The 26,996-nt window shown below is 38.5% G+C and carries 23 protein-coding genes; 9 read left to right on the forward strand and 14 right to left on the reverse strand.

The features are described 5' to 3' along the window. Nucleotides 1–43: 43 nt before the first annotated feature. From I597_RS15115 to I597_RS12795, 6 genes are all read right to left on the reverse strand, one after another. Nucleotides 44–175, reverse strand: a complete 132-nt coding sequence (locus tag I597_RS15115; RefSeq protein ID WP_257724723.1) for a hypothetical protein — start codon at nt 173–175, stop codon at nt 44–46. A 58-nt stretch (nt 176–233) separates the two neighbouring features. Further along, nucleotides 234–2,300, reverse strand: coding sequence for a DUF349 domain-containing protein (locus I597_RS12775; protein ID WP_081964971.1), 2,067 nt, complete (start codon nt 2,298–2,300; stop codon nt 234–236). A gap of 76 nt (nt 2,301–2,376) precedes the next feature. Continuing rightward, nucleotides 2,377–3,165, reverse strand: coding sequence for a shikimate dehydrogenase family protein (locus I597_RS12780; RefSeq protein ID WP_035325101.1), 789 nt, complete (start codon nt 3,163–3,165; stop codon nt 2,377–2,379). Then, complete coding sequence (locus I597_RS12785) at nt 3,137–4,159, reverse strand: DUF368 domain-containing protein (RefSeq protein ID WP_035325102.1); 1,023 nt, start codon at nt 4,157–4,159, stop codon at nt 3,137–3,139. The genes I597_RS12780 and I597_RS12785 overlap by 29 nt, the downstream gene beginning before the upstream one ends. Further along, entirely contained in the window at nt 4,149–5,123 is a 975-nt protein-coding gene (locus I597_RS12790; RefSeq protein ID WP_035325103.1) for a DUF368 domain-containing protein, read from the reverse strand. Before I597_RS12790 ends, I597_RS12785 begins: the two co-directional genes overlap by 11 nt. Before the next feature lie 74 nt (nt 5,124–5,197). Beyond that, nucleotides 5,198–6,589 (reverse strand): tetratricopeptide repeat protein, encoded by a 1,392-nt coding sequence (locus I597_RS12795; protein ID WP_035325104.1) that lies wholly within the window; start codon nt 6,587–6,589, stop codon nt 5,198–5,200. A 434-nt stretch (nt 6,590–7,023) separates the two neighbouring features. Here I597_RS12795 and I597_RS12800 point away from each other — a divergent pair, with 434 nt between their 5' ends. Then, complete coding sequence (locus tag I597_RS12800) at nt 7,024–7,284, forward strand: hypothetical protein (protein WP_152594942.1); 261 nt, start codon at nt 7,024–7,026, stop codon at nt 7,282–7,284. Here the strand turns inward: I597_RS12800 and I597_RS12805 are convergent. Beyond that, nucleotides 7,271–8,641, reverse strand: a complete 1,371-nt coding sequence (locus I597_RS12805) for a hypothetical protein (protein ID WP_035325106.1) — start codon at nt 8,639–8,641, stop codon at nt 7,271–7,273. The genes I597_RS12800 and I597_RS12805 overlap by 14 nt on opposite strands. 129 nt (nt 8,642–8,770) lie before the next feature. On the opposite strand from I597_RS12805, the gene I597_RS12810 reads away from it, so the two are divergent. Further along, nucleotides 8,771–11,308, forward strand: a complete 2,538-nt coding sequence (locus I597_RS12810) for a M14 family zinc carboxypeptidase (protein WP_035325107.1) — start codon at nt 8,771–8,773, stop codon at nt 11,306–11,308. A 2-nt stretch (nt 11,309–11,310) separates the two neighbouring features. After that, nucleotides 11,311–12,879 carry an amidohydrolase family protein gene (locus I597_RS12815; RefSeq protein ID WP_035325108.1) on the forward strand — a complete coding sequence of 523 codons (1,569 nt, stop codon included), beginning with the start codon at nt 11,311–11,313 and terminating at the stop codon, nt 12,877–12,879. Between the two features lie 344 nt (nt 12,880–13,223). Here the strand turns inward: I597_RS12815 and ettA are convergent, their stop codons facing one another. Then, complete coding sequence (gene ettA, locus I597_RS12820) at nt 13,224–14,915, reverse strand: energy-dependent translational throttle protein EttA (RefSeq protein WP_035325109.1); 1,692 nt, start codon at nt 14,913–14,915, stop codon at nt 13,224–13,226. Between the two features lie 98 nt (nt 14,916–15,013). Next, a complete protein-coding gene (locus I597_RS12825) occupies nt 15,014–16,312 on the reverse strand; it encodes an anthranilate synthase component I family protein (protein WP_035328717.1) in 1,299 nt (432 codons plus the stop codon). A gap of 128 nt (nt 16,313–16,440) precedes the next feature. Here I597_RS12825 and I597_RS12830 point away from each other — a divergent pair, with 128 nt between their 5' ends. After that, the gene (locus tag I597_RS12830) at nt 16,441–18,054 is read left to right on the forward strand and encodes a class I SAM-dependent methyltransferase (RefSeq protein WP_035325110.1); all 1,614 of its coding nucleotides are present in this window, start codon (nt 16,441–16,443) and stop codon (nt 18,052–18,054) included. Between the two features lie 20 nt (nt 18,055–18,074). Further along, nucleotides 18,075–18,296, forward strand: a complete 222-nt coding sequence (locus tag I597_RS12835; RefSeq protein WP_035325111.1) for a VF530 family protein — start codon at nt 18,075–18,077, stop codon at nt 18,294–18,296. Nucleotides 18,297–18,354: 58 nt separating this feature from the next. On the opposite strand, the gene I597_RS12840 is transcribed toward I597_RS12835, so the two are convergent. The 5 genes from I597_RS12840 to ruvX all read right to left on the reverse strand — a co-directional run bounded on the left by I597_RS12840 (nt 18,355) and on the right by ruvX (nt 22,337). Then, nucleotides 18,355–19,806 (reverse strand): vWA domain-containing protein, encoded by a 1,452-nt coding sequence (locus I597_RS12840; protein ID WP_052111734.1) that lies wholly within the window; start codon nt 19,804–19,806, stop codon nt 18,355–18,357. A 132-nt stretch (nt 19,807–19,938) separates the two neighbouring features. Next, nucleotides 19,939–20,715: a nucleoside triphosphate pyrophosphohydrolase gene (gene mazG / locus I597_RS12845; protein WP_035325112.1), complete on the reverse strand. Its 777-nt coding sequence runs from the start codon at nt 20,713–20,715 to the stop codon at nt 19,939–19,941. Between the two features lie 131 nt (nt 20,716–20,846). Next, nucleotides 20,847–21,260: a DUF5606 family protein gene (locus I597_RS12850; protein ID WP_021778587.1), complete on the reverse strand. Its 414-nt coding sequence runs from the start codon at nt 21,258–21,260 to the stop codon at nt 20,847–20,849. A gap of 73 nt (nt 21,261–21,333) precedes the next feature. Continuing rightward, nucleotides 21,334–21,924: a peptide deformylase gene (gene def / locus I597_RS12855; RefSeq protein WP_035325113.1), complete on the reverse strand. Its 591-nt coding sequence runs from the start codon at nt 21,922–21,924 to the stop codon at nt 21,334–21,336. Between the two features lie 2 nt (nt 21,925–21,926). Then, nucleotides 21,927–22,337 (reverse strand): Holliday junction resolvase RuvX, encoded by a 411-nt coding sequence (ruvX, locus tag I597_RS12860; RefSeq protein WP_035325114.1) that lies wholly within the window; start codon nt 22,335–22,337, stop codon nt 21,927–21,929. Nucleotides 22,338–22,603: 266 nt separating this feature from the next. Between ruvX and I597_RS12865 the strand changes: the two genes are divergently transcribed. The 4 genes from I597_RS12865 to I597_RS12880 are packed head-to-tail and all read left to right on the forward strand — an operon-like array spanning nt 22,604 to nt 26,993. Beyond that, entirely contained in the window at nt 22,604–23,419 is an 816-nt protein-coding gene (locus I597_RS12865) for a 2,3,4,5-tetrahydropyridine-2,6-dicarboxylate N-succinyltransferase (RefSeq protein ID WP_035325115.1), read from the forward strand. An 8-nt stretch (nt 23,420–23,427) separates the two neighbouring features. Beyond that, complete coding sequence (locus I597_RS15055; protein WP_236626633.1) at nt 23,428–25,272, forward strand: glycosyltransferase; 1,845 nt, start codon at nt 23,428–23,430, stop codon at nt 25,270–25,272. Then, the gene (locus tag I597_RS12875) at nt 25,272–25,952 is read left to right on the forward strand and encodes a phosphocholine cytidylyltransferase family protein (protein WP_035325116.1); all 681 of its coding nucleotides are present in this window, start codon (nt 25,272–25,274) and stop codon (nt 25,950–25,952) included. The genes I597_RS15055 and I597_RS12875 overlap by 1 nt, the downstream gene beginning before the upstream one ends. After that, nucleotides 25,953–26,993, forward strand: coding sequence for a CDP-glycerol--glycerophosphate glycerophosphotransferase (locus tag I597_RS12880; protein ID WP_035325117.1), 1,041 nt, complete (start codon nt 25,953–25,955; stop codon nt 26,991–26,993). Nucleotides 26,994–26,996: the final 3 nt, after the last annotated feature.

The raw sequence follows: 26,996 nt of genomic DNA on the forward strand, positions 1-26,996 counted from the left end.
AGCTTGATGAAGGCTGTGTTTTTTTAGTTTGTCTGATTTAGCTCTACATTGAGAAGTACTGTACCAGTGTGTAGGCAGAGATGAAAAATGTTGAGAGGATTACATATACCCCCAAAATGGTGTTTCTTCCCTGTCTAGGATCTCGTGCTGTTGTTGTTTTTGCTTGCGTTCTCATAATATCTGTTTTTATTGATTGATACTATAAAGACGAGGCACGAGCACAATTGTTACAATTATGCTTCAGAATTCTCTTCAGAAGTCTCATTTTGAGCATTTTCTGCTGCTTCTTGAGCAGCAGCAGCAGCCTCTTCGGCTTTTTGATTTTGAGCTACTAAGGTTTTAATCTTACGTAGTTTTGAAGTCCATACATTGAGTTCTTCTTTATGACGTGCAATGTTTTTATGCACCTCTACTACCATAGGGTTATCATCTGCCACGTGCTGGAAGAAACCTAGATTGTTCTCAAGCTGGTTAATCTCTGCTTTAGTCTCATCTATTTTCTTTCTAATAAAGAAACGTTCCTTTTCTATAGCGCGGTCATCTGCGCCGCCTGCCATAATTTGTACACGATTTTCATACTTAATGAGCTCTGCTTCTTTCTTATCTATATCAAGCTGTTTAAAGAGGCCGTCTAGTACTTTATTAAAGTCTTGATCTATATTCTTTTTTGAGTAAGGAACACGACCTATACCCTTCCACTGGTCTATAAATTCTTTAATAGTCGCAAGATCTGCGGTGCGCTCGCCTGTCATCTTTGTTTCCTTAACAGTATTCATTAAGGCTTGTTTTTTATCAAAGTTTTCTTGCTCGCCAGCACTTGCTTTCTTTTTAGAATCTTTAAGACGGTCAAAAAAGTGATTACAAGCATCTTTAAACTGCTTCCATACCTTGTCACTATCTTTACGTGGTACGTGACCTACCTTTTTCCAGTCTGCCTGTATGCGCTTCATCACATCTAGCGTTCCTTTTATGTCATCGCTGTCTTTGTGCTCTTCGGCTATTTTTACAAGCTCCTGCTTTTTTGCAAGGTTATCGTACTGCTCTTGTTTTTGAGATTTATAGAAGCCATTCTTTTTCTGGTTAAAAAGTTTTGTAGCTGCTTTAAAAGATGCCCAAGTGTCTTCATTATTTTCTTTTGGGACTTTACCTGCTTTAAAGAATTGCTCACGTAGTGCTTCTACTTTTTTAATCTTGTCTTGTACGCTCTTGTGAGATTTAATATCATCTTGTGCTACTTCATTTATTTGCGCTATGATATCATTTTTAGTCTCAAGGTTTTTTATCCATACGAGCTCTATCTCCTTTTGCTTTTCATCACGAGCATCGTGTATCTTCTTTGTAGCAGCGCTAAATTTATCCCAGATAGCGTCACTGTGCTCACGTGCTACAGGACCTATTTCCTCCTTCCACATACGGTGTAGGAGTTGTAGCTCTTTAAAAGCCTTATTAATATTAGGCTCTGCTCCTAGCTCCTCTGCTCTTTCTATAAGAAGTAGTTTTTTATCTAGGTTTTCTTTAAAGTGTTTATCTCTAAAGTCACGGTTAAGGTGCAGCAGTTCATAAAACGCATCTACGTGAAAATAGTAGTCATTCCACACAAGGTTATAACGATCTCTCGGTATGTTACCCGCATTATTCCAGCGCTCTTGTATTTCTTTAAATTTATTAAATGTCGTGTTTACACTCTCAGCCCCACCTAGCTCATTGCGCAATGCTTTTACTTCGTCAATAAGAGATTGTCGCTCTGCGAGGTTTGCATTTTGATCTTTACGCTTGCGCTCATAAAACTCTTGGCGTTTGTTTCTATACTCATAATACACCTCGTTATATGCCTTTTTAAGTGGCGAGAAGTATCTAAAATCTATAATGTTACCACCTTCTTCTAGAAAAGCAGCCTTAGCCTCTTCTTGCTCTTTATCAAACTGAGCATTTATAACGGTACTTATCTCCTCTACGTGTTCTTTTATAGCGGTTACTTTCTCACTTTTAATAAGCGATTGTAACTCCTCTATAAGCTCTTCTTTTGTAAGAGTTGTATAGTCTTTTTTAGGAATTTCTTTTACCACTGGAGCAGCCGGAGTTACTTCTGTAGTTTCTGGTGTTGCAGCAGCTTGATCTGGGGAAGCAACTTCTTCTGCATCAATCTCAGATGCTACCTCAGCGTCATCTGGAAGTTCTGTCGCATTTGCTTCTGCAGCCAGTGCTTCTATTTCATCATTCATAGTGCGATCTGTTGCTGGCGCTGTTTCTTCTAGATGTTCTTCTACTTTTGAGTCTTGAGGTTTCTTCTCTTCAGACATATCTTTCAATGTTAGGGTTCTATTTTATAAGAAGTAAATATACTATTTAGTGCGCACATAGGGCAATAATCTAGTGCTAGCTATTCCAGATGCTCCAAGAGGCCTCTGCTTGTAATTCTAACATTCTAAATCCGTTAATAATTTGAGCACCCTGTTGCAATGCTTTTTTAAGAAAAGTAGATTGCTCTGGATTATAAATAAGGTCAAAAGCTATATGAGCATCACCTATGTATTGATACGGTATCGCTGGCGCCATCTCAACCTCTGGAAAAGTTCCTACAGGTGTTGTATTGACTATAAAAGTGTGGTCTTTAATAATTTGCTCATTAAGATCTTCATATTGTAATGAGTTATTAGAACGCTTACGCGAAACAAAAGTGCAGTCTACCCCCAGCTGTTGCATTGCATAATGAACAGCCTTTGAGGCACCTCCCGTTCCTAAAATCAAACATTTATAAGAAGATACCGAAAGAACTGTCTCGTCAAAATCACAAAAATGACTCTCACCAAAACGCTCTAATAATGAATCTCTAAAACCTATATAATCTGTATTATAACCCGTAAGTGTGCCATCATCTTCTGTCTTTACCGTATTTACAGCACCTATAGCAGCAGCGTGTGTGTCAAGCCTATTTAAAAATGGAATAATATCCTGCTTGTAGGGAATAGTGACATTGTAGCCTATTGCAGATCGCACTAGGAGTACCTCTTGTAAAGTCTTTGCATCTGGCACATCAAAATTTACATATTGTGCATTAATTTGAAGCCTATCAAACTTTTCCTCAAAGTATCCTCTAGAAAATGAATATCCTATATCCTTACCAAAAAGGCCGTATTTATTTACCTTGTCTTGTTCTCTCTCCATATTTACCTAGTGCAACAATCATAAAGATACCAGCGAGTATAAAAAATATAGCAAGCACATTTTCTATATTAAAAGCTGTGGGTAAATAACGATCGTAATTATCTAAAATTGGGGTTCCGTTTATATCTAGTGCAATCTCTCCCGATAGATCGCGCTCAAAGACTTCTGTTTTCCACGGCCATACAACACCTAGCGAACCTATTATGAACCCAAGTATGGCAGCGTTAGTAGCCCATTTAAACTTTTTTAATAAAAAAGTTAAGAAGTGCGATATCGTCACTAGCCCTGTAAGTGAGCCTAAGGCAAAAACAGCAAGCACTGTAAGGAGTCGCATATGCATAGGGTCATCTATAAAAGAAAAGTCTCCAGAAAATGTTTTTGTAATCGTTACAAATAATGCGTTTACAGAATCTACAAGCAGTAGTACATAATTACCTAATAAGATAAGTATAAAGGAACCAGAGAGTCCTGGTAATGTCATCCCAGAAACACCTATAATACCACAAATAAAGACAAAGAGAAGATTATCATTTTCTTGTGCGGGCTCCATAAGACTTATAGCTACACCAAAAACAACCCCAGAAATAAGCATTACAATATTGCGATTAGTCCACTCTTCAAAATCTTTACCTATATAGTATATAGAGCCTATTATCATACCAAAAAAGGCACTCCACACAAGCAAAGGATAATTTCTTATAGCGAGATCTAGTAATAGTGAAACACTAAAATAACTTATGAGCATTCCTAAAATAAGCAGTCCTAAAAATCGTCCATTTATGTATTGCCAAAAACTACGAAACCGGCCTCCAAAAAGTAGTCGTAAAGCTTTTCCATTTACCTTTTGGAGCGAGTATATAAACTCTTCATAAAATCCTGCAACATAGGCTACAACACCTCCAGATACTCCCGGAACTTTATTTGCAGCACCCATAGCAAGACCTTTAAGAACGAGCCAGAGCTTATCAGAAAGCGATCTAGTCTCAGTCTGCATATACTTTCTTTTTACCTGCTGCTTTTTCCAGCAATAAGATTAATGCAAATCCAACAATAGCAAATATAACGGCATATAGCACCTGTGGATCTCCATCAAAGCTCGATGGGAGAATACTCTTTGCCTCAACCGCAACCTCATCTCCGTGCCTATCTATACGTGTAGATAAGACTTCTTTCCAAGGCCATATTTTGTTAAGTGATCCTATCATAAAACCGGTAAGTACGGCAAGTGTGATTTGTTTTTTGTGCTCAAACATCCATTTAAGAATTTTTGAAAAAAGTTTAAGTCCCACAATACACCCTAAAGCAAAGAGTATGATTTTCCAGATAGCACTTCTAAGGAGTGACCAGTCTCGAGTAAGTAATGCGTCTTGAGCATCTGTAATTGTGCCTAGCACCATCCCGTAAGAACCTAGTAAGACAAGTATAAAAGAACCTGAAACTCCAGGTAAAATCATTGCAATAATAGCAATACAACCAGAGACAAAGTAAAACCACCACGCGTTAGGCGCTTCTGTAGGTACGGCTATTGTGATAAAATATGCAACTGCAACACCTGCTATGAGAGCAACAATTGTAGCTATATCCCATTTTGTAATTTGTTTTCCTATATACAGAATACTAGCAAGTACAAGACCAAAGAAAAAAGACCATACTACTATAGGGTATGATTCTAATAGGTAAGATATAACTCTAGCGAGTGAGAGTATACTTATGGCTACTCCTAAAAATAAACTACCTAAAAACTTTAGATTGTACTGCGCTATTGCAGCTTTTATCCCTTCTTTTTTCCAAACTTTAAAAATACCAAAGTCAAGTTTATCTATTGTTTCTATAAGCTCTTGATAGATACCAGATATAAAAGCAATGGTACCACCAGATACCCCAGGAACCACATCTGCTGCTCCCATCGCCATTCCTTTTAAGATAACAAATACGTAAGCGAGTGAAGTTTTTGGCATAGGGTTATTTTAAAGTCTTAGCTAAAATACTAGCTTTCACTTTACATACCTATTTTTAAACAAAATTTTAAAAGTTACAAGTTTGAGTGTTTCTCAATTAATTCTCGAACTTCTTTCTTTGCAGCCACGTAAGGAAAAAGTTCATCTATAATTATAGAAAATTCGGCATCTAGTTTTAGACCATTTTTTAAAAAATAGCGCCCTTGGATATCACTTCCTTGCGCATAGTTAAGACCTGCCAGTCTAAAAGCTACCTCTGCATTTTCTGGATAAAACTCCATAGCCTGCGTTAAATTAATAACTGCTGCATTATGCTCACCTAGTTGTAAAAGTATATCTGCTCTGTTTAACCAAGTTTCAAGTTCATAATTACCTAGTTCTAGCGTACGGCGATACCCTTCTTCTGCCTCTTCATAAAACTTAAGTCTGTGATTAATTTTTGCATAACGCTTCCAGTAAAGTACGTTATCGCTATCTATATTAATCGCTTTGTTTATATAGTACAGTGCCTTCTGAAAGTTGAGACGTTTTTTATAAAAATCTGTAATGGCAATCCACCCATTATCTAGTAAAGGATCTTCGTGCACACAGCGCTCAAAATGCTTTAAAGCAAGCTCATCACTACCTAGTTTATCATAGCACTTACCCATACGAAGTAATGCAAAAGACGTAGGATCTTCAAGCTCTAGTGTAATCTGGTAATTTTCTAGAGCTTCATTATAACGCCCTAATTTTTCTAGCACTTTCCCTTTCTCAAGGTATGCGCCTACAAAACGGTCATCACTTATGATGGCAAAATCATAGGCAGAAAGCGCTTTTTCATACTCCTTAAGTCCAAAATATTGTTTACCCACTTGATGCCACGCTACTTCACAATAAGGATTATTGTTTAAAAACATATTGAGGTAATCTATAGCTTCTGTATGTTGCTCCAAAAAATCAAAACAATAAATTACATTATAAAGCGCACTATAATCTTGATCATCTACCTCTAGGCATTTCATAAAATTAACCTTGGCATTCTGAAAATCTTCTATAAAAAGATATTCCATCCCTATGAGGTTATAAACATCTGCAGGATCATTAGTAAGATCTATAGCCTGCTCTAGTAAGTAAATCGCCTTTTTGTGATCATCCTGCTTGCTATAAATATTTGCCTTCTGGATAAAAACTTCTTCATTATGTGGTTCTAGCTCGTGTAGCTCTGTTAGTATTTGTTCGGCTTTTTCAAATTTATTTTCAAAGATGAAAAGCTCTGCTTTAAAAAGTCTAAGATTTGATGATGTGGGATGCTGCTCTAGACCAAGCTTTACAGCTTTTCGCGCAAGCGCAATTTTACCACTCTCGATATAGTAATTTGCAATATTCTCAAACTCTTCTGCGTCAAAAAAAAGAACATCATTAGTCTTTAACATAGACTCAAAACGAGTGAGCGATACACTATTTCCTTCTTGGCTAAAATCCATAGGCGACATTTTAAAAATTACTCTTACTATAAATGTAATAATAGTTAAGAGTGATGTTGAGCTTCTACTACATAGTTGTCAACATAGTAATGAACAGCCAATAATCGCGCCAAACTGAATATATGACAATCACGACGCTAACCTTCTGATTATGAAGTAAAAATATATTCGCAAAAAGATTATCTGTAACATATTACATTAATTTGCATCATATCATTACAAGAAAAGTTATGAAAAACATCCGATATAAAGAGACACAATACTTTCGCTCGCTCATTATTATAATAACTACTTGACTCGTGGGTGTATCTGCATTTTTTAGTACGGAAGCATCTAGCGGAAGTTCTGTTTACATAGCGACGTCCCTATTATTTATTGTAATAATTATATTGTTTTATAAGCTAGATATAATTATCACAGAAAGGAATGCGATTTTGAGTTTTGGAGTGGGTCTGGTAAAGAGAAAACTCCCTATAAACCAACTAAATCTTGAGACCGCTCAAATAATAAAGACAACATTGCTCTGGGGAATAGGCTATAGATTTACACCTCACGGCACGCTGTTTAATACACGTGTGGGTGGGGCTCTTCACATTAAAACTAAAAATAAAAACTCAGAGTTCTTTGTGGTGACAGATAATATAGTGGCTATAAAAACTGCTATAAAAAAAGCTCAAAGCATTAGTAATACTTAGACTTACCTAGGTAATCTTTTATTATTTCATTCCACTCAGGGCCTATGCGTAAAGCTGTTGTGTAAGGGATGGCATATAGATTTTCATAATTTGTATATCCAGATTTTAATAATTCTTCTAGATAAAAAAGAGAAGCATTAATATCTCCTTCGCGAGCACTAAGTCCTATAACTTGTATAAAAGCATCTTGGTTAGACGGGTTTACCAGTGTGCGTAATATATTTACAAAAAGTAATTTTTCTGGGGTGCTATTTTGTGCCTTTACAATCTCATATTGCTGCTCTACACTGTTTTGTACAAATCCTTTAAGACGTATAGCCGCCTTACGCTCTTGTTTACTACTTGCAGTACTATCTATTTTTACATCTAGCTCATCCATCTGGTAACTCCACCAGCCTAGGTTATCAAAAAACGCCTTTTGCGTGTCTTCTGCTAGGTAATACTTAAAATCTTCTGCTAGTAGACCTTCACCGTAGGTAATTACAGTGCTTCTATCACGCTTAGCGCGAAAAGCTTTATTAAAACGTATTTCCTTTGCGAGTTCTTTCTGGCTGTCTATATCAAGAATCTTCTTGTACTTATCTTTAAGCGCTGTCACAAAGTTATATGCATAAACGTGCTTTTGCTTTTTGTACAATAAATCTGCAAAGGCCATATCTGTATCATAAAATTGCTGCACGCGCTCTTCTTTTAAGTCCTCATCTATTAGAATATCTGTAAGCGCTGTCGCCAGGTAACCAGATTCTGGTAAGTCGCCTCCATCATACACGTGATAACCCTTTATAAATTTATCTAAGCTATACCCTGTACCATAAGCACGTAGCTTATAAAACTGCTTACCCTCATCTGGTGAGAGTATAGACACCTTAAGTTTTGGGTTTTTACTAAGAAGCTTCTTGTCTAAAAATGCATCTCCTACCGCAATAAGACCATAAGTACTATTAGACAACTGCGCGCTGGTACTCGTAACTAAACTTGCATCCCAAAAACCCGCAAGAATTATCCTGTCACGATCTATAGCATACTCATCATAAGAGCGGTTTATCAAATCCTCCATCTGTTTTAGTGCCGGCTTTATCGTGCTATCTAGCTCATAATTTGCTCCTATAACAATACTACTAGTGAGCGCGGCACCTATAGAAAACTGTTGCGTAATGAGATCTCCCCTTCCTTTCTCATCAAATACAAATACTACAGGATATTTACTCTGTGCATCATAATCTCTAGGTAGGTATATCGCATACGTTTTGTCAGAAGTGGGGTCTTGCTTCACCTTGGGATGCACCATACCAGGTGTAATAGCAGATTGCCCAAAAGTGATAGATGTAATAAGGAGTAAAAAATAAAAATTGCGCATACAGTATAATAATGAATATTGCAGGTATCAAAAACCGTGCACAAAATAAAGGTAGCACATTCTGAACATTCTTTTAAGATGATTGTACAATAATTATTTCCGTATTTTTAGTGGTACAAATCAATCCAAATGAAACACAAGATTCTATTACTGACTGTGGTTTTTTTCGCTTTCGCGAAAGCGTTATCACCGCAACTACACGCACAAGATTATTTTACAGGCAAGTATGCTCCTTTTGACTCCGCCATCCCGTCACCTGCAGAGTTTCTGGGGTACGATATAGGCGAGCAACATACCCGCCACGACCAGATTGTAGCGTACTTGCAAGAACTAGCAGAGGTATCAAACCAGGCTACCATAGCACAATACGGCAAGTCACACGAAAGCCGAAAGCTGGTGATGCTCACCATATCTACTGCAGAAAACCTTGCAAACTTGCCAGCCATTAAAAAACAACATCTCGCCTTTGTAGACACAAAGCAAAATGTGACTAATTATAATGAAGTACCCGTTTTTATACAACTAGGGTATAATGTGCACGGTAATGAACCATCAAGTTCTGAGGCGGCATTGCTTACTGCATACACACTAGTAGCATCACAACATCCAGATATTGTAAACTACCGTAAAAACAGTGTTATCTTTTTAGACCCTACCATAAACCCAGATGGTCGCGATCGCCACACACAGTGGGCAAATAGTTATAAAGGCTCACCACTTGTATCTGATAATATAGACGCTGAGCATACAGAAATGTGGCCACGCGGAAGGACAAATCACTACTGGTTTGACCTCAACAGAGACTGGTTACTCGCTATTAACCCAGAGAGCCGTGGTAAACTAGACTGGTATCACGACTGGTATCCTAATGTGGTTACAGATTTTCACGAGATGGGTACAAATAGTACACACTTCTTTGAGCCTATGTTACCTATAGGAAGTAAAGACCCTATTATGCCTAAGGAAAATTATGAGGAGCTCAATAACCTTTTTGCGCCATACTTCTCTAGTGCGTTAGATGAGATAGGGAGTTTCTATTTTACAAAAGAAGCCTTTGACGGCACCTACCCAGGCTACGGATCTTCATATCCAGATTTACAAGGAGCGCTCGCCTTACTTTTTGAGCAAGCAAGTAGCCGTGGTCATTTACAAGACACAGATTTTGGCACCATTAGTTTTCCATTTACAATAAGAAACCAGTTTACATCTGGAATGGCTACCGTAAAGGCCGCTGTAGAGAACAAAGCAAGACTACGAGAGTATCAACAAGAGTTCTTTAAAAGCGCCTTTAAGAAAGCAAAAACAGATCAAGCAGCCGCATACGAGTTTGGTGATCCTTATGATGCAAATAGAACAAAGGCTTTTATAGATAAACTCTTAAAGCACCGTATTAAACTATATGATAAAGGTGATGGTCGTTATGTAGTACCTATTAACCAAGCTCAAAAAAGAATGGTTCAATCGTTTTTTGAAACTTATAGTACCTACCGTGATAGTGTATACTATGATGCCAGCGCGTGGTCTGTAGGTAACTTTTACAATATGCGTTACAAAGGTTTGAACAGCACACCAAGTTTAGGAAAAGAGATCACCACAACAGATAATTTAGTACGCGTAGCGCCACTTACAAAAACAAGCTATGCCTACCTTATCGATTATGATGATTATAATGCACCAGCACTACTTAACCACCTACAAAAAGAAGGACTCGTGCTTGCCACCGCTTTTAAACCGTTTACAGCAAATACTACAAGCGGTAAAAGGGATTTTAATTATGGTACACTTATGCTACCAGTAAGTCGTCAAGATGAGACCGAAGATGAAGTATATGACATACTAGCAGCCGCACAACAAAAATATCAAGTACCTATTTATGCAGCAAATACTGGCTTTAGCATAAAAGGAATTGATTTAGGAAGCCGAAACTTTCAAAAAATAGACGCTCCTAAGGCACTTATGGTTATAGGTAATGGTACTAGCTCTTATGAGGCTGGAGAGGTATGGCACTTGCTTGACACACGTGTGCATATGCCTATCACAAAAGTGATGATGAGCAACTTTAACCGTGTAGATTTAAATAAGTACAACACGCTAGTGATGGTATCTGGTAACTACAACGCCATATCAGATAGGCAGCAAAATAACCTGAAAGCTTGGATTGCTCAAGGTAATACTCTTATTACTTCTGGAACTGCGAGTAGCTGGGCTATAAAATCAAAAATTGCTACGGGTAAACTTACAAAAGATAAGAAAGAAGACTCCACAAAGACCGAAGAGCGCAAACCTTATGTAAACAAAGGTCCTAACCGTGGTAAGGAGCGTCTAGGCGGAGCCATTTTTCAGGTAGATCTGGACTTAACACACCCACTCGCTTTTGGCTACAGATATAATACACTACCTGTTTATAAGAACAATAACGTGTGGTTACAACCTTCAAATAGTGAGTATAATACCGTTGCACAATACACAGACACCCCTCATATAGACGGATTTATATCTGATAAAAACTTAAATGACTTTATGAAAAAGAGTGCCTCACTTATCGTTTCTCCGCAAGGTAGAGGTCGTGTGGTCCTTTTTGCAGATAATCCTAACTTTAGAGGAAGCTGGTATGGTACCAATAAACTCTTTCTTAACGCAATCTTCTTCGGGAGTTTAATAAACTAGTTATGCATAAATCAATTATCACATTTATATGCGGAGTGTTGTTTTTTTCCGCTTTCGCGAAAGCGCAATCACCCCTACAAGAAGGTCCTTTTAATCAGCTCATCATACGTGGCGTAACGCTCATAAATGGTAATGGAGCACCACCGATAAGCCCTGTAGATATCGTAGTAGAAGGAAATAAAATCACCGAAATTAAAGTAGTAGGATATCCAGGTGTAGCGATTAACGAAGCAAAACGCCCAAAACTACGTGCAGGCGGAAAAGAGCTAGATGCAAATGGAATGTACCTTTTACCAGGGTTTGTAGATTGTCACGTGCACATAGGTGGAGAAGCTCAAGGAGCAGATCCAGATTATGTTTTTAAACTATGGATGGCGCACGGCGTTACCACCGTACGTGAGGTATCTGGTAGGAGTCGTGACTTTACCTTAGACCTCAAGAAAAAATCTAAAAACAATAGTATAATTGCGCCCCGTATCATCTCGCATACGGGCTTTGGCCAAGGTAGTAAGGAGACTATAACTACAGCACAACAAGCAAGAGCTTGGGTTCAAAATAATAGTAAAAATGGTTCAGACGGGATTAAGTTTTTTGGCGCTCCACCAGAGGTTATGCAAGCAGCTCTTGAAGAAAACAAGAAACTGGGACTTACCTCATCTATGCACCACGCTCAAATGAGCGTCGCACGCTGGAATGTACTTAACAGTGCACGTGCTGGACTTACGTCTATGGAGCACTGGTACGGACTACCAGAGGCACTGTTTGAAAACACGACGGTACAAAACTATCCGCTTGACTATAACTATAATAATGAGCAACACCGTTTTGGGGAAGCAGGACGCCTATGGGCACAAGCGGCTAAACCAGGGTCTGAAAAATGGAATACAGTTATGGAGGAGCTTATCGCTCTAGATTTCACACTAGATCCTACCTTTAATATTTATGAAGCCAGTCGTGACTTAATGAGAGCAAGAAGAGCCGAGTGGCACGAAGACTACACCCTTCCTTCCTTATGGAGATTTTATCAACCTAGTAAAATATCACACGGTAGCTACTGGCACTTCTGGGGTACAGAAGAAGAAGTACACTGGAAGAATAATTACCGTATGTGGATGGCTTTTGTAAATGAATATAAAAACAGAGGTGGTCGTGTAACTGTAGGTACAGATTCTGGCTTTATTTTTCAGTTATATGGATTTGCATACCCTAGAGAGTTAGAGCTACTTAGGGAAGCAGGTTTTCATCCTCTGGAAGTCATAAGAGCGGCAACCCTCAATGGGGCAGAATTGCTTAATATGGACGACCAAGTGGGCTCTGTAGAAGTAAATAAACTTGCAGACTTTGTCATCGTAGAAGAAAACCCATTACAAAATCTCAAAGTACTTTATGGAACAGGCGCTATAAAACTAACAGATGATAATGAAGTAGTGCGTGTAGGTGGAGTTAAGTACACCATAAAAGACGGGATAATCTATGATGCAAAAGAACTTTTGAGAGATGTAAAAAGCCAAGTAGATAAGGCAAAAAAGGAAGAAAACTTCACACTAAAACAACCGGGAGTTAATGATTAAATAATATATTTTATGACTTCACATCAGATAAACTGCATAATTTTATCGCTGTAACGGAATTATTCGTAAAATGTAGGGTTCAAAAATTTTTAAATTACTTAGACGCAACCTTTTACATATTTTAGTATCTATAAAGTGAAACCATAAAACTATCAAGATGATACGCATTGAATTTAATAACAAACTGATCCTAATTAATAAGTCAATACTTATTGTATCTGTTATTATACTCGCCTTATGTGCTATGCTATTTTTCTTTATGTAGCGGTATTTTACAATTAACACTTAAAATAAAAACGCCCCATACAGTTATGTATGGGGCGTTTCTCATTGTATGTAATTACTTACCTTACTAACTTCTTGTATTTAATACGCTTAGGCATTAAATCACCACCTAATCTCTTTTTCTTATTAGCCTCATATTCTGAGAAGCTACCTTCAAAGAAATACACTTGACTATCTCCCTCAAAAGCAAGAATGTGAGTACATATACGATCTAAGAACCAGCGGTCGTGACTAATTACTACTGCACAGCCTGCAAAGTTCTCTAGTCCTTCTTCTAGCGCTCTTAGTGTGTTTACATCAAGGTCGTTTGTAGGCTCATCCAGTAATAGTACGTTTCCTTCCTCTCTTAAAGTCATCGCAAGGTGTAAACGGTTGCGCTCACCACCAGATAGTGTTGCTACTTTCTTATTTTGCTCACTACCCGAGAAGTTAAATCTACTTAAGTATGCCCTAGAGTTTACTTCCTTACCTCCCATCATTACAAGCTCTTGCTCGTCTGAGAAGTTTTGCCAGATAGTTTTCTCTGGGTCTATATTGCTGTGACTCTGGTCTACATATGCGATTTGAGCAGTCTCTCCTACGTTAAAGGTTCCTTTATCTGGAGCCTCTTCACCCATAATCATTTTAAAGATAGTAGTCTTACCAGCTCCGTTAGGACCTATAATACCAACGATACCAGCCTGCGGCAAATTAAAGTTAAGGTCTTCATAGAGTAACTTATCGCCAAAGGCTTTACTCACTCCAGATGCCTCAATAACATTAGTACCAAGACGTGGCCCATTAGGGATATAGATTTCAAGCTTCTCATCTACTTGCTTTTGATCTTGACTCATCATCTTGTCATAGTTCTGTAAACGAGCTTTTTGTTTAGTCTGGCGACCTTTGGCTCCTTGACGTACCCACTCTAGCTCTCGTTCTAATGTTTTTTGCCTTTTTGAAGCGGTCTTACTCTCTTGCGCCATACGCTTAGACTTCTGGTCTAGCCAAGAAGAGTAGTTTCCTTTCCAAGGGATTCCTTCTCCTCTATCTAGTTCTAATATCCATCCTGCTACGTTATCAAGGAAGTAACGGTCGTGAGTTACAGCTATTACCGTTCCTTTATATTGTGCAAGGTGGTGCTCTAACCAGTGCACAGACTCTGCGTCAAGGTGGTTAGTAGGCTCATCTAGTAATAATACATCTGGCTCTTGTAATAATAATCTACATAAAGCCACACGACGCTTTTCTCCTCCAGAGAGTACACCCACTTTTTGATCTGCCGGTGGGGTGCGTAGTGCATCCATCGCGATCTCTAGTTTTGTATCTAGCTCCCAGGCACCGCGAGCATCTATCTCATCTTGCAAGACTGCCTGGCGTGCCATAAGCTTATCCATCTTATCTGCATCTGAGTATACCTCTTCTAGACCAAATGAATCATTAATTTTATTGTACTCATCAAGAATAGCAACCGTTTCGGCAGCTCCTTCTTTTACAATCTCAAGAACCGTTTTTTCTGGATCTAGCTTAGGCTCTTGCTCGAGATACCCTACAGAAAATTCTTTATCTGAAGTTACATCTCCTTGAAAGTTTGTATCTAATCCTGCGATGATTTTCATCAACGTAGATTTACCAGAACCGTTAAGACCTAAGATTCCTATTTTTGCTCCATAAAAGAAGCTTAGGTATATCTTTTTAAGTACAGGTGTCTGTGCTCCAGGAAACGTTTTTGAAACGCCCTGCATTGAAAATATGATCTTTTTATCGTCGCTCATAATTTGGCTTTTGGCTCTAAGCTGTATGCTTTAAGCTAGTTGTTTTATTGTTAGTACGCTTTCGCGAAAGCGGAAGGCAAAAATACAAAATATCGCTACTATTCTCCCTCTAAAACAGCACGCATCGCCTTAGCCTTGAGTAAGCACTCTTCATACTCACTATCTGGGTCAGAACCAGCAGTGATGGCTCCGCCTACTGAGTATGAGATGTATTGTTTCTCTGCATTGTAGAGTATACTGCGTATGACTACATTAAAATCAAAATCGCCTGCCGGGGTAAAATAGCCCACTGAGCCGCTGTATAAACCCCGCTTTGACTCTTCTAGTGACTCTATGATTTGCATTGCTCGCAATTTTGGCGCACCTGTCATACTTCCCATTGGGAAGGTGCTACGTATCACATCTACCGGTGAGATGCCTACGCCTAGTTGTGAGGTAACGGTAGAGATCATTTGGTGAACTTGCTTAAAGGGGTATACCTCGCCTAACTCTTCTACTACAACAGATCCTCTGCGAGCTGTGCGAGACAGGTCGTTGCGCACGAGATCTACAATCATTATGTTTTCTGAGCGCTCTTTTGGGTTTTGTTGTAACGCTTTCGCGAAAGCGTAATCCTCCTCCTCATTATCACTACGTCTAGCTGTTCCCTTTATGGGCTGGGTAACAATCTTCTCTCCTATTTTTTTAATATACCGCTCTGGAGTTGCCGACAGCAAGTACTGATCTTCCATCCTCAAGTAGGTAGCAAATGGTGGGGTACTTATTGCATTGAGGCGCTCATATATTTCTAGCGGTGCAATGCTACCTGTCGCATAAAACTCTTGACACATATTTGCCTCATAAATATCACCTCTGTGTATGTGAGCAAGCATCTCACGTACCTTTTCTTTATAAGCTTCTTTGTGAATTTTGAGTTTTATAGATAATGGGTCTGCAGGGATATATGGTTGATAGTTTACACCATTGATTATCTCCTTATAATCCTCATCTATCTCATCATCTACCATACCTAGATAGTGCATCTCGAGGGTTTCACCCTTGAGTAAAAAAACCTTTTTAGGCTGAAAGAAATATAGGTCTGCAAAGTCGAGACTGTCATCATTTTTTGATGTAAGTCGCTCAGTATCATTCTTAAGATCATAACTGAGGTATCCAAAAATCCAATCTTTTGTTGTGCTTTGATACTCCTCCAGTTGATCAAAAGCTCCTTGATAATCAGTCTTTAGACTTGTAAAAGCGTCTACTGCTAGTATGGCTTCGTACTCGGGATAATTTTGTCGTTCATAACTGTTACTATCAAGCCAGACAATATCTTCATACTGCTGTGCCCAAGAAAGCAGTTGTTTCTTAAAGGCGTTAAGGTCTGTTATGGTTACGGTTTTTGTAGTACGATTCACAGGTGTAAAAATACGCAAGATTGAGACGGATATAAATTGATGTTAAAAACATTTTTATTTGAAAAAAAGTTATTAACCTAGTGGTCTGGTAGACTAATAAATATTCAAACACATAACACACTGATACTATGGTATCCAAAGCATTACAAGCCACCTATAGAGAGCGACTTTTTAGACACTTAGACGGTATCGTTACCGCTCCATCTGCGTTTTCGCTTTACAAAAAGGGCGTGACTACATATATATTAGATAAAAAAGAGGTCACAATTGGTGATTTGACATCAACCTTTGATGCAAATGAGGGGTACCTAAACGTGGCATTGCGACTACTAGCCTCACAAGGATGGCTCGTGCAGCACATAGATAACAGCACAAATACGGTTACTTATAGTATAAATGAGCATACAGCAACAGCTTTTGCACTATTCCCGCTTTATGAAGAGGTAACAGCACTACAAAAGCTCTCTGAAAATTACCATTTTAGAAAATTTGAGGTAGCTCCTTTTAAAATGTTACAAGATATTTTTTCAAAATACCGCAATCATTATGGTATTACGCTATCTCAAGACCCAGCAGAAAAAAGCATACAAGAGCAAGTACTTGCACATATAGAAGGAAGTATACTAGGGCCTACTCTTGTACATCTGTCTATGAATGGGGCTTTTCATAAATACTTTATGCAGGCAAGCTTTAGGCCAGAAGAGTTTCACGCAGATGGAGAGAACTTTAAAAAACTATTAGACATACTCACATATTTTGAGCTATTTACTCGCAAAGAACACACGTATCAATTTACAGACAAAGGTCTGTTCTTTGCAAAGAGAGCCAGTGCATACGGCGTGACTGTTTCTTACATACCTACATTACGTAAGCTTGACGACCTGCTTTTTGGTAATGCGCTTGCGGCAAAATCACAAGGTGACGGTAGCCAAGAAGGACACGTAGACAGAGCTATGAATGTATGGGGAAGCGGTGGTGCGCACGCTACCTACTTTAAAGTGGTAGATACTATTATACTTGATATTTTTAACAAACCTATAGACGAGCAACCTAAAGGGATATTAGATATGGGCTGCGGTAACGGTGCTTTTTTAATACACCTTTATAATCTTATTGAGCGTCACACCCTGCGTGGCAAGCATCTAGATGAACACCCACTTATACTAGTAGGAGCAGATTATAACCAAACAGCAATAGATATTACTAAGCAAAATCTCATCCAAGCCGAAATATGGGCAAAAGTGATGTGGGGAGATATAGGTGACCCAGACAGACTTGCTGCCGACTTAAAAAAAGAGTACGACATTGCGCTCGGTGATCTGCTTAATGTGCGCTCTTTCTTAGATCATAATCGTGTCTGGAAAGCTCCCTCAACATCGCTCAAGGAAGCGGCTAGCACATCTACAGGCGCCTTTGCCTATGAGGGTGCTCGCATAGCAAATAATGATGCTGAGGCCTCACTAGCAGAGCATTTTGGAAAATGGTCTCCATATACGGGTAAACACGGATTATTGCTCATAGAGTTACATAGTGTACCTCCAGCAATCGCTGCAAATTATATAGGTAAAACAGCTGTTACTGCCTATGACGCTACCCACGGCTACTCAGACCAATTTATAGTAGAAGTACCCGTTTTCCATAAAGTGTTAGATAGTATAGGTATGAAGAGAGATGAAAAACTAAGTAAAAAATTCCCAAATAATGATGCGGCAACGGTAACTGTAAATCTCTTTAGACACTAGATTGAGTTATCTTTGCTATTATGGAAGAGAAGCAGCAACAACCTAATAACCCGTTACACGGGGTAAAACTTGTAGACATCTTAGAGTTTCTGGTAGAGAATTATGGCTGGAAAGAAATGAGTCTACAGGTAGATATAAATTGTTTCAAAAAAGATCCTTCTATAAAATCTAGTCTCAAATTTTTGAGACGTACTCCTTGGGCTAGAGAAAAAGTAGAGCAATTATACCTGCAGTCTATATAAAAAACGCGTTATCAATAACTGAATAACGCGTTTACAAACAAACTAAAAAACAGTTATTCTATAAGGCGCTCTCTACCCCTGCGTACTTCTCAATGAGACGTACTATGAGGTCATTGAGTTTTTCTACTTTTACATCTTCTGTAGTAGGTTCCATATGGTCATTACCTATACCGCTATCATCTGTAAGGAAAACATAAGTTCCATTTGTAGCAATGCTAAAAGATCGCATCAGGAATTCTACTTCTTTATTTGCTCCACTAGCTACAACAGGTATTATTTTTATGCCCATCTCTCGGGCTTTTTTAATCTGTGATTTTATGAGCTCCACATTTTGCGCCGTGTAGTGTGGGGGTGCGTCTAGCATCAAGAATAGTAGCTTTGCTTTAGCATCCTTATTCCAAGATTGAGAGAGGGATACTTTTAAAGCTTCCTCTACTGCCTCCTCATAATCTCCACCCCCATTTGCATCTTGCTGTGATAAAAAGTCTTTTACCTCATTTACATCTTCTTTAAAATCTATCGATCTAGTTACATAGCTATCACCGTGATCTCTATACACTGTGAGCGCTACTCGTTTTTGTGCGATTTGTGCATCTATTCTATTCATAATATTTTTAAGCTCAGATTTGAGATAAGCTATCTCATCACCCATAGAGCCTGTAGCATCTACAGCAAATAGAACGTCTACCGTATTAGTCGCAGCAACACTTGACGCTATGGTAATCTCTACCACGTGTTGCCCACCGCTTATAGATTTTCCCACTACATTACCCTCACTATACACTTGTACTAAGAAGCGATCACTCAGGTTGTGTGCTCCTTTATAAAGTACTAGTGATCCATTAATGTCTGTACGTCCTTTCATAAGCTGCTTTTTATTTTTATAGAGAGCAACCATTGTATTTGCTACAGGAGTTTGATCTTTATTCTTGAGGGTAATGTCTATTTTATTTTTATGGATAAATCCCCAGCGGCCGGCAACTTTTTGTGCCTCCCCACTTGAGAAAATCTCATAATACTCAGACCACTTTTCTAAGTCATTAATCTCACCTGCCGTAAGTTGTCCATAAGCTGGATCATTATATCTAGAAGGATGACTAGAACCTTCTGTCACTGCAACGCCAGAAACTTTACCTCTTATAACGATACTAGCATCTGAGGTAGCATACCCTACAGCACGTTTCTCTCTCTTTACTCCAGAAGCTGTAACAATTACTTCTTCTAGCTCAGGACTGCCTAGCATCGCGACATTAATTACGGTAGCATCTCCTACAATGATTTCTTGAGTATCAAAACCTACAAATGAAAATACGAGCGTATCCAGCTTTGCCGCCTTGATTTCATAATTACCGTCAAAATCTGAGACTGATTTACTGTCCTTCCCTTTTACTAAGATATTTGCACCCGGAAGTGGGTTACCCTCTGCAGTTATTGTTCCTGTGATGTTTACTTCTTGAGCATAAGAAATAAGACTAAGAAATATTAAGATAGATGTGATGACGGCTCTCATAATGTTTAGTTTTTAAGTATGAGGTAAAACTACCTTAGGCATACTTTAAACTAAACCCATAATGAGTGAACGCATCTTTTGAGCTAGGCAAGTGCCCTAAGGCTCATCATAATCATCAAGATTATATCGCCTTTACAATTGCTTTGCCTCTTCCCAGAAGATATCCATCTCTTTAAGGGTCATATCTGAGAGGTCCTTATTAAGTTCTTTGGCCTTACCTTCTAGGTACATAAAGCGTTTTATAAACTTCTTATTAGTACGCTCAAGAGCGCTTTCTGAGTCTACTTTTAAGAAACGAGCATAGTTTATCATAGAGAACAGTACATCGCCAAACTCGGCTTCTATCTTCTCTTGATTATTTTCTTTTACTTCGTGTTGTAGTTCTTCTAGCTCTTCTTGTACTTTTTCAAAAACCTGCTGTGGCTCTTCCCAGTCAAAACCTACACCCGCTACTTTATCTTGTATGCGGCTTGCTTTGACAAGTGCCGGTAGGCTTCTAGGCACACCTTCTAGCACAGATTTTTTACCTTCTTTGAGTTTGAGTTTCTCCCAGTTAGTCGCTACTTCATCTGCATTTGCTACATCTACATCACCATATATATGTGGGTGACGAGAGATAAGTTTTTCTGAGATACTGTTTGCCACATCTGCTATATCAAACTCTTGGGTCTCGCTTCCTATTTTTGCATAAAAGACAATGTGTAATAAGAGGTCTCCCAGTTCCTTTTTTACTTCTTCTAGGTCATTATCTAGTATGGCATCGCCTAGCTCATAAGTCTCCTCTATGGTGAGATGGCGCAGGCTCTCCATCGTTTGTTTTTTATCCCAAGGGCATCCTACTCTAAGCTCATCCATAATGGTGAGTAATCTATCTATGGCTTTGAGCTGTGCTTCTCTTGAGTACTTCATAATGGTTCTTTTTATAGTAGATATAATGAGGGTTTATGTTACGCTTTCGCGAAAGCGTACTAAAGTTTAAAACTAAAAAAGCCTTCACATATAGATTGTAAAGGCTCTTTAATATTATAAAAAGTTATGCACTATTCTTCTTCGTCTGAAGCTACTGGAGCTTCAAAGTTGAGCATCTCCTTTTGTTGTAAGATGTTGTACCACTGCACTACCTTCTTGATATCGCTGGCATACACGCGGTCTTCATCATAATCTGGCACTACGTTAAAGAAAAACTCTTCGAGCTCATCTTTTGACACCTTGTGGTGTATGGTAGGCCCACCGTTTTCTTTTTCCTTTATAGCTTGAAAAACCTCTCTTAACGGCTTTTCTGCACTTAGTGTATAGATGGCTATCTCAGACAGAACACTCACATTGTGACGAATCCCTACGGTAATTCTCTTACCATCCACGAGTGACTCTGCTACAAAACCACTACGTGTTTGTTGCTTTAACTCATATATACCAGGCTTTCCTGCGATTGCGATTACTTTATCTAAACTCATATATTATTTTATTGGGTGGCAAAGATGCACTTTGCACCACATATTTACAAATTAGTTTTTTGGGTTTAACGTTTTAGCGTTTTTTCGACGCCGCCGGAAAACGCATACGGTAGTCTGCACTGCACTTCCCTTTTGAGATATTTGCTAGCTTTCCTTTTATTAAACGTTTTTTAAGACTCGATAGTTTATCTGTAAAAAGTATACCGTCTATGTGATCATACTCGTGCTGTATCACACGCGCTATAAGGCCCTCATAGGTCTCTGTATACTCTTTAAAATTTTCGTCTTGATACTTGATGGTTACCGTAGGTTTTCTAAAAACATCTTCGTTTATACCAGGTATACTCAAGCATCCTTCAGAAAAAGCCCACTCCTCGCCTTCCTCTTCTAGAATCTCTGCATTTATGAAGGTTTTCTTAAAACTAGATAGTTGCTTTTGCTCCTCTGGTGTAAAGCTCTCATCATCTGCAAAGGGTGTTGTATCTACAAGAAAGATGCGTATAGGTAATCCCACTTGTGGTGCTGCAAGGCCTACACCGTGCGCTCCATACATTGTCTCATACATATTCTCAAGGAGCTCACTCAGGTTAGGGTACTCTGGAGTAATATCTTTTGCTTTTTTCTTAAGCACGGGACTCCCGTATGCTACTATAGGTAATATCATATCTATTTATTATACAGGTAATCCTGCAGTATAATGGTTGCACTTATTTGATCTACAAGTGCTTTATTTTGTCTCTTCTTTTTACCGATGCCGCTATCTAGCATTGTCTGGAAAGCCATCTTTGAGGTAAAACGCTCATCTTGCCTAATGATTTTAAGCTCGGGATGTTTTTTTTCTACGCTTTCGCGAAAGCGTACTATATGCTCCTCAACATCACTCGCCTCATTATTCATACGTTTAGGCTCTCCTATGACCATTGCCTCTACTTTTTCTTCGGCTAGGTAGGTCGCTAAAAATTTAAAAATATCTTTAGTCGGTACCGTGGTTAAGCCAGAAGCAATAAGTTGCAACTCATCTGTCACCGCGACTCCCGTGCGCTTTGTTCCATAATCTATTGCAATGATGCGTGCCATCTGTAAAATTTGGTGCAAAAATAAGTAAAATCAAGCAAGAATATAAGCGATATGCACACCGATACATAAACCCACACCCATAAGCTACAGTCTATTACTCACTATAGGCTTTGCTTATTGTGACATATATAACAAAAAAGCACTTCCTTGTGCAGCTTTTACAACAAAGAGTACCTTTATAAACTCAATTGATACTTTATCTTTGGACCAAAGATTATAGCACCGTGAGCCACTATACTCACTTATAAAACTTAAAAGAATATACAATGACACAACTTCAGAATATTATTGAAGAAGCGTGGGACGACCGTACGCACCTTACTAACCCAGTAACTATAAACGCCATACGTGAGGTGGTAGATATGCTAGACCGCGGTACCCTGCGTGTTGCAGAGCCTACAGAAAATGGATGGCAAGTAAACGAGTGGGTAAAGAAAGCTGTTGTACTTTATTTTCCTATCCAGAAAATGGAAACTCTTGAAGCTGGTATATTTGAATATCACGACAAAATTCCTCTCAAGAGAGATTACGAAAACCGTGGTATACGTGTAGTACCTAACGCTGTTGCAAGACACGGAGCATACATCTCAAAAGGAGTCATCCTTATGCCTAGCTATGTAAATATAGGTGCCTATGTAGACGAGGGTACAATGGTAGACACCTGGGCAACCGTAGGTAGCTGTGCTCAAATAGGTAAAAATGTACACCTTAGTGGTGGTGTAGGTATAGGTGGTGTACTTGAGCCGTTACAAGCCTCTCCCGTAATTATAGAAGATGGTGCTTTTATAGGATCTAGATGTATCGTAGTAGAAGGTGTACACGTAGAGAAAGAAGCCGTACTAGGCGCAAACGTAGTACTTACTATGAGTACAAAAATTATAGACGTTACTGGTGACGAGCCAGTAGAGATGAAAGGCCGCGTGCCAGCTCGCTCTGTAGTGATACCAGGAAGTTATACAAAAAAGTTTGCCGCCGGAGAGTACCAAGTACCTTGCGCACTTATCATAGGTAAACGTAAAGAAAGTACAAATAAGAAAACATCTCTTAACGACGCACTAAGAGAATATGATGTAGCCGTATAAACGATCTATTGAAAAAAGTTCTCATCATACAACAGAAAATGATAGGCGATGTCTTGACATCGTCTATCTTATGTGAAGCGATAAAATTACGCTTTCGCGAAAGCGAAATACACTACCTCATAAACGCTCACACTACACCCGTACTTGAGAATAATCCTTTTATAGACAAACTCATTATCTATACACCAGAGATAGAAAAGAGTGCAAAGGCAAAATCACAATTTAAAAAACAGCTCAAGGCAGAAGCCTATGACACCGTTATAGATGTGTACTCTAAAATAGGTAGCGCATTTTTAACTAAAGCTACTGGAGCAAAAAACAGCGTGGGTTATCATAAATGGTACACCCACCTTTTTTATACAGATACCCTACGTCGCCGAAAGAAGTCTTATACCCTAGCTGGTCTCGCCATAGAGAATAGAATGCTCTTACTAGAGCAACTTACAGGTAAACAATTTGATGCTATTGCACCAAAAATTTACCTCACTGAGCAGGAAAAGACAAACGCAAAACATATCATAGAATCTTGCGGTATTGACCTTTCAAAAAAGTTGTACCAGATAAGTGCCCTAGGCAGCGGATCTACAAAAACATATTCACTACCCTATCTAGCAACCTTACTAGATTATATTGTAGAAAGCACAGATGCACAACTCATCTTTAATTACATACCCTCACAGGTAGATTTAATAACTACCTTATACAATCACTGTGCAGTAAAGACCAGAGCTCTAATATTTTTAGACTGTTATGGTAAAAGCCTTAGAGAGTTTATAGCTATCACAAGTCACTGTGATGCTATTATAGGTAACGAGGGAGGAGCTATAAATATGGCAAAGGCTATAGATATCCCTACGTTTGCCATCTTTTGCCCGTGGATTAATAAAGAAGAATGGAGTGTGTATGACGATCATAAAAGACACGTCTCTGTACATCTATATGACTACATAGATTATAACCCTAGATTTAATAAACGTGAGCGCGCACCTCAAAAGGTAGCTGCAAACTACCAGCAGTTTAAACCAGAGTTCATTGTACCAAAACTAAGTGCCTTTTTAAAAGAAAGCGCGGTGGTTAACGATGGTAGTGTAAAGATGTCTGCCACGATTATCACCTATAATGAAGAAAGGAACATTGCAAGGTGTATAGAGTCACTACTACCCGTGGTAGATGAAGTTGTGATAGTAGATTCATACAGTACAGATAAGACCCAATATATCTGTGAGCAATATTCTGTAAGATTTATACAGCATACATTTGAGGGACACATACAGCAAAAAAACGTAGCCCTTGACCTTGCTACCTATAACCATATTGTATCTCTAGATGCAGATGAGGCTTTAAGTAAAGAATTACAAACTGCTATACAGCGTGTTAAAAGAGATTTTAACGAGGACGGCTACATCGTAAAACGATATAACAACTACTGCGGCCAGTGGATTAACCATACAGACTGGAGTCGTGATAAAAAATTACGTGTTTTTAACAAAACAAAGGCTCGATGGGGAGGTGTAAATCCGCACGATAAAGTACATATGAGTGATGGGGCTACAGTAGACTCTTTAAAGGGAGAGATACTGCACTGGGTACACGCAACTCACGAGGAGCATAGACAAAAGACAGAAAAATTCTCCACCATCGCTTCAAAAGAGTACTACAAAAGAGGGCGTAAAGCGAGTATACTTGACCTCATTATAAAACCCTCGTGGATTTTTATTCGATCGTACATTATAAGGATGGGATTCTTAGATGGGCGTAATGGTTTTATTCTTTGTACATTTAGTGCAAAGACAACCTACTTAAAGTACTGCAAGCTACGCAGGCTTAGATTACAAAAGAAAACACCCAACTAGTGAAAACAATCATTCTCGCAGCTGGCATAGGCTCACGCCTAGGCAATCCCTACCCTAAAGCACTTACCCCTCTCAAGAATGGAAAAAGCATTATGGAAATGATGGTAGAGAGCTTATCATCTTATTTTTCTATAAATGACTTATTAACCGTAGTAGGCTTTAAGAAGAATAGTATTATGGAACGTTTTCCAGACATTACGTATATCTACAATCCATATTTTGACACGACAAATACCTCTAAGAGTCTTTTATGCGCGCTTAAAAAATGTCGTGATGAATCTGTATTGTGGTTAAATGGAGATGTGGTTTTTGACCCATTACTACTTAACGAGCTTGTACCACATATAGAAAAAGATCAAAGTTTTGTAGCGGTAAACACCTGCTCTGTAGCAGATGAGGAGGTAAAGTATACTCTTGAAGATGGGTATATACAAAATCTCTCAAAAGAAGTAATAAATGGTCTGGGAGAAGCTGTAGGTATAAATTACATCTCTGCAAAAGATGTTCCTCTTTTTATAAAAGAACTAGAAGCCTGTGAAGCACAAGACTATTTTGAAAAAGGACTAGAGGTTATGATTGCCAAGCATCAAACTAAAATACAGGCGGTAGACATCTCGAAATTCAACTGTATGGAGGTAGATTTTAAAGAAGATCTAGAACACGTAAATAGTTTTTTATAAATGAAAGTGATTCTCTTCTGTCAAAACGCATATGCCTTTGGGATTATGCAAACCATAAGAGAAGAACTTGCTCAAAGTGGAGACCAAGTACTATGGTTCATAATGCCAAAACTTCTTGATGTATTTCCTTTTCATAATGATGCTGTAACTACGAGCATAAAAGAATTAATAGCCTTTAACACTGACGCTATAATTTGTCCTGGTAATGAAGTACCTTATTACTTGCGTGGTCTTAAGGTGCAAATCTTTCACGGACTTGCTGGAGAAAAAAAAGGGCACTTTAGAATACGTGATTACTTTGATCTTTACCTTACCCAAGGCCCTTATTTTACAGAAGGTTTTAATAAGCTCAAGAAAAAGCACAACAATATATCTGTAATAGAAACTGGCTGGCCCAAGCTAGATAGCTATCAGAAAATCAAAGATGATACTTCTGCATACAAGCTAGAAATACTGGATCGCCACAATGCTAGTAACATCATTCTCTATGCGCCTACATTTTCTCCATCACTCACCTCTGCCCACGTTTTAAAGAAAGAAATTGAGACGCTCGCATCGCATAGGGAGTATGTGATACATATTAAATTTCACGATTTAATGAATCCAGAGCTTATTTCTTACTACAAAGATCTAGCAGCGCGTTATGATACTATTTATTTTATAGAAGAAAAGGATATCGTAAAACAACTTGTCCTGGCAGATCTCTTAATAAGTGACACCTCTTCTGTGATATACGAATTTTTACTTTTAGACAAGCCGGTTATCACTCTCAACAATATTTCGGATGCTATACGGTGGGAAAATATCAGAAATCCAAAAGATTTAATTCCTAGTATCTTAAAAATACGTACTCAAGATAATTTTGCCTTAGAGCGTGCAAGTATTATAGCTCAATATCATCCTTATACAGATGGAAAATCATCGGCAAGAGTAGTAGCTGCAATTAAGGAGTATATTTCTCAGCACGGTGTGCCAGAAAAACGTAAAATTTCTTGGCTACGAAGACGTAAGATTAATAAATTATTTGATAGAAAGTCTTAGTAC

This window comes from Dokdonia donghaensis DSW-1, assembly GCF_001653755.1.
Taxonomy (GTDB): Bacteria; Bacteroidota; Bacteroidia; order Flavobacteriales; family Flavobacteriaceae; genus Dokdonia; species Dokdonia donghaensis.

Bases quoted from the DNA above. Each gene is read 5' to 3' on its own strand.
- ruvX (WP_035325114.1), bottom strand. From the start codon at position 22,337: ATGGCACGCATCATTGCAATAGATTATGGAACAAAGCGCACGGGAGTC.
- I597_RS12835 (WP_035325111.1), top strand. From the start codon at position 18,075: ATGGAAGAGAAGCAGCAACAACCTAATAACCCGTTACACGGGGTAAAA.
- I597_RS15115 (WP_257724723.1), bottom strand. From the start codon at position 175: ATGAGAACGCAAGCAAAAACAACAACAGCACGAGATCCTAGACAGGGA.
- def (WP_035325113.1), bottom strand. From the start codon at position 21,924: ATGATATTACCTATAGTAGCATACGGGAGTCCCGTGCTTAAGAAAAAA.
- I597_RS12830 (WP_035325110.1), top strand. From the start codon at position 16,441: ATGGTATCCAAAGCATTACAAGCCACCTATAGAGAGCGACTTTTTAGA.
- I597_RS12850 (WP_021778587.1), bottom strand. From the start codon at position 21,260: ATGAGTTTAGATAAAGTAATCGCAATCGCAGGAAAGCCTGGTATATAT.
- I597_RS12810 (WP_035325107.1), top strand. From the start codon at position 8,771: ATGAAACACAAGATTCTATTACTGACTGTGGTTTTTTTCGCTTTCGCG.
- I597_RS12785 (WP_035325102.1), bottom strand. From the start codon at position 4,159: ATGCAGACTGAGACTAGATCGCTTTCTGATAAGCTCTGGCTCGTTCTT.
- ettA (WP_035325109.1), bottom strand. From the start codon at position 14,915: ATGAGCGACGATAAAAAGATCATATTTTCAATGCAGGGCGTTTCAAAA.
- I597_RS12795 (WP_035325104.1), bottom strand. From the start codon at position 6,589: ATGGATTTTAGCCAAGAAGGAAATAGTGTATCGCTCACTCGTTTTGAG.
- I597_RS12775 (WP_081964971.1), bottom strand. From the start codon at position 2,300: ATGTCTGAAGAGAAGAAACCTCAAGACTCAAAAGTAGAAGAACATCTA.
- mazG (WP_035325112.1), bottom strand. From the start codon at position 20,715: ATGAAGTACTCAAGAGAAGCACAGCTCAAAGCCATAGATAGATTACTC.
- I597_RS12805 (WP_035325106.1), bottom strand. From the start codon at position 8,641: ATGCGCAATTTTTATTTTTTACTCCTTATTACATCTATCACTTTTGGG.
- I597_RS12815 (WP_035325108.1), top strand. From the start codon at position 11,311: ATGCATAAATCAATTATCACATTTATATGCGGAGTGTTGTTTTTTTCC.
- I597_RS12865 (WP_035325115.1), top strand. From the start codon at position 22,604: ATGACACAACTTCAGAATATTATTGAAGAAGCGTGGGACGACCGTACG.
- I597_RS12880 (WP_035325117.1), top strand. From the start codon at position 25,953: ATGAAAGTGATTCTCTTCTGTCAAAACGCATATGCCTTTGGGATTATG.
- I597_RS12840 (WP_052111734.1), bottom strand. From the start codon at position 19,806: ATGAGAGCCGTCATCACATCTATCTTAATATTTCTTAGTCTTATTTCT.
- I597_RS12790 (WP_035325103.1), bottom strand. From the start codon at position 5,123: ATGCCAAAAACTTCACTCGCTTACGTATTTGTTATCTTAAAAGGAATG.
- I597_RS12780 (WP_035325101.1), bottom strand. From the start codon at position 3,165: ATGGAGAGAGAACAAGACAAGGTAAATAAATACGGCCTTTTTGGTAAG.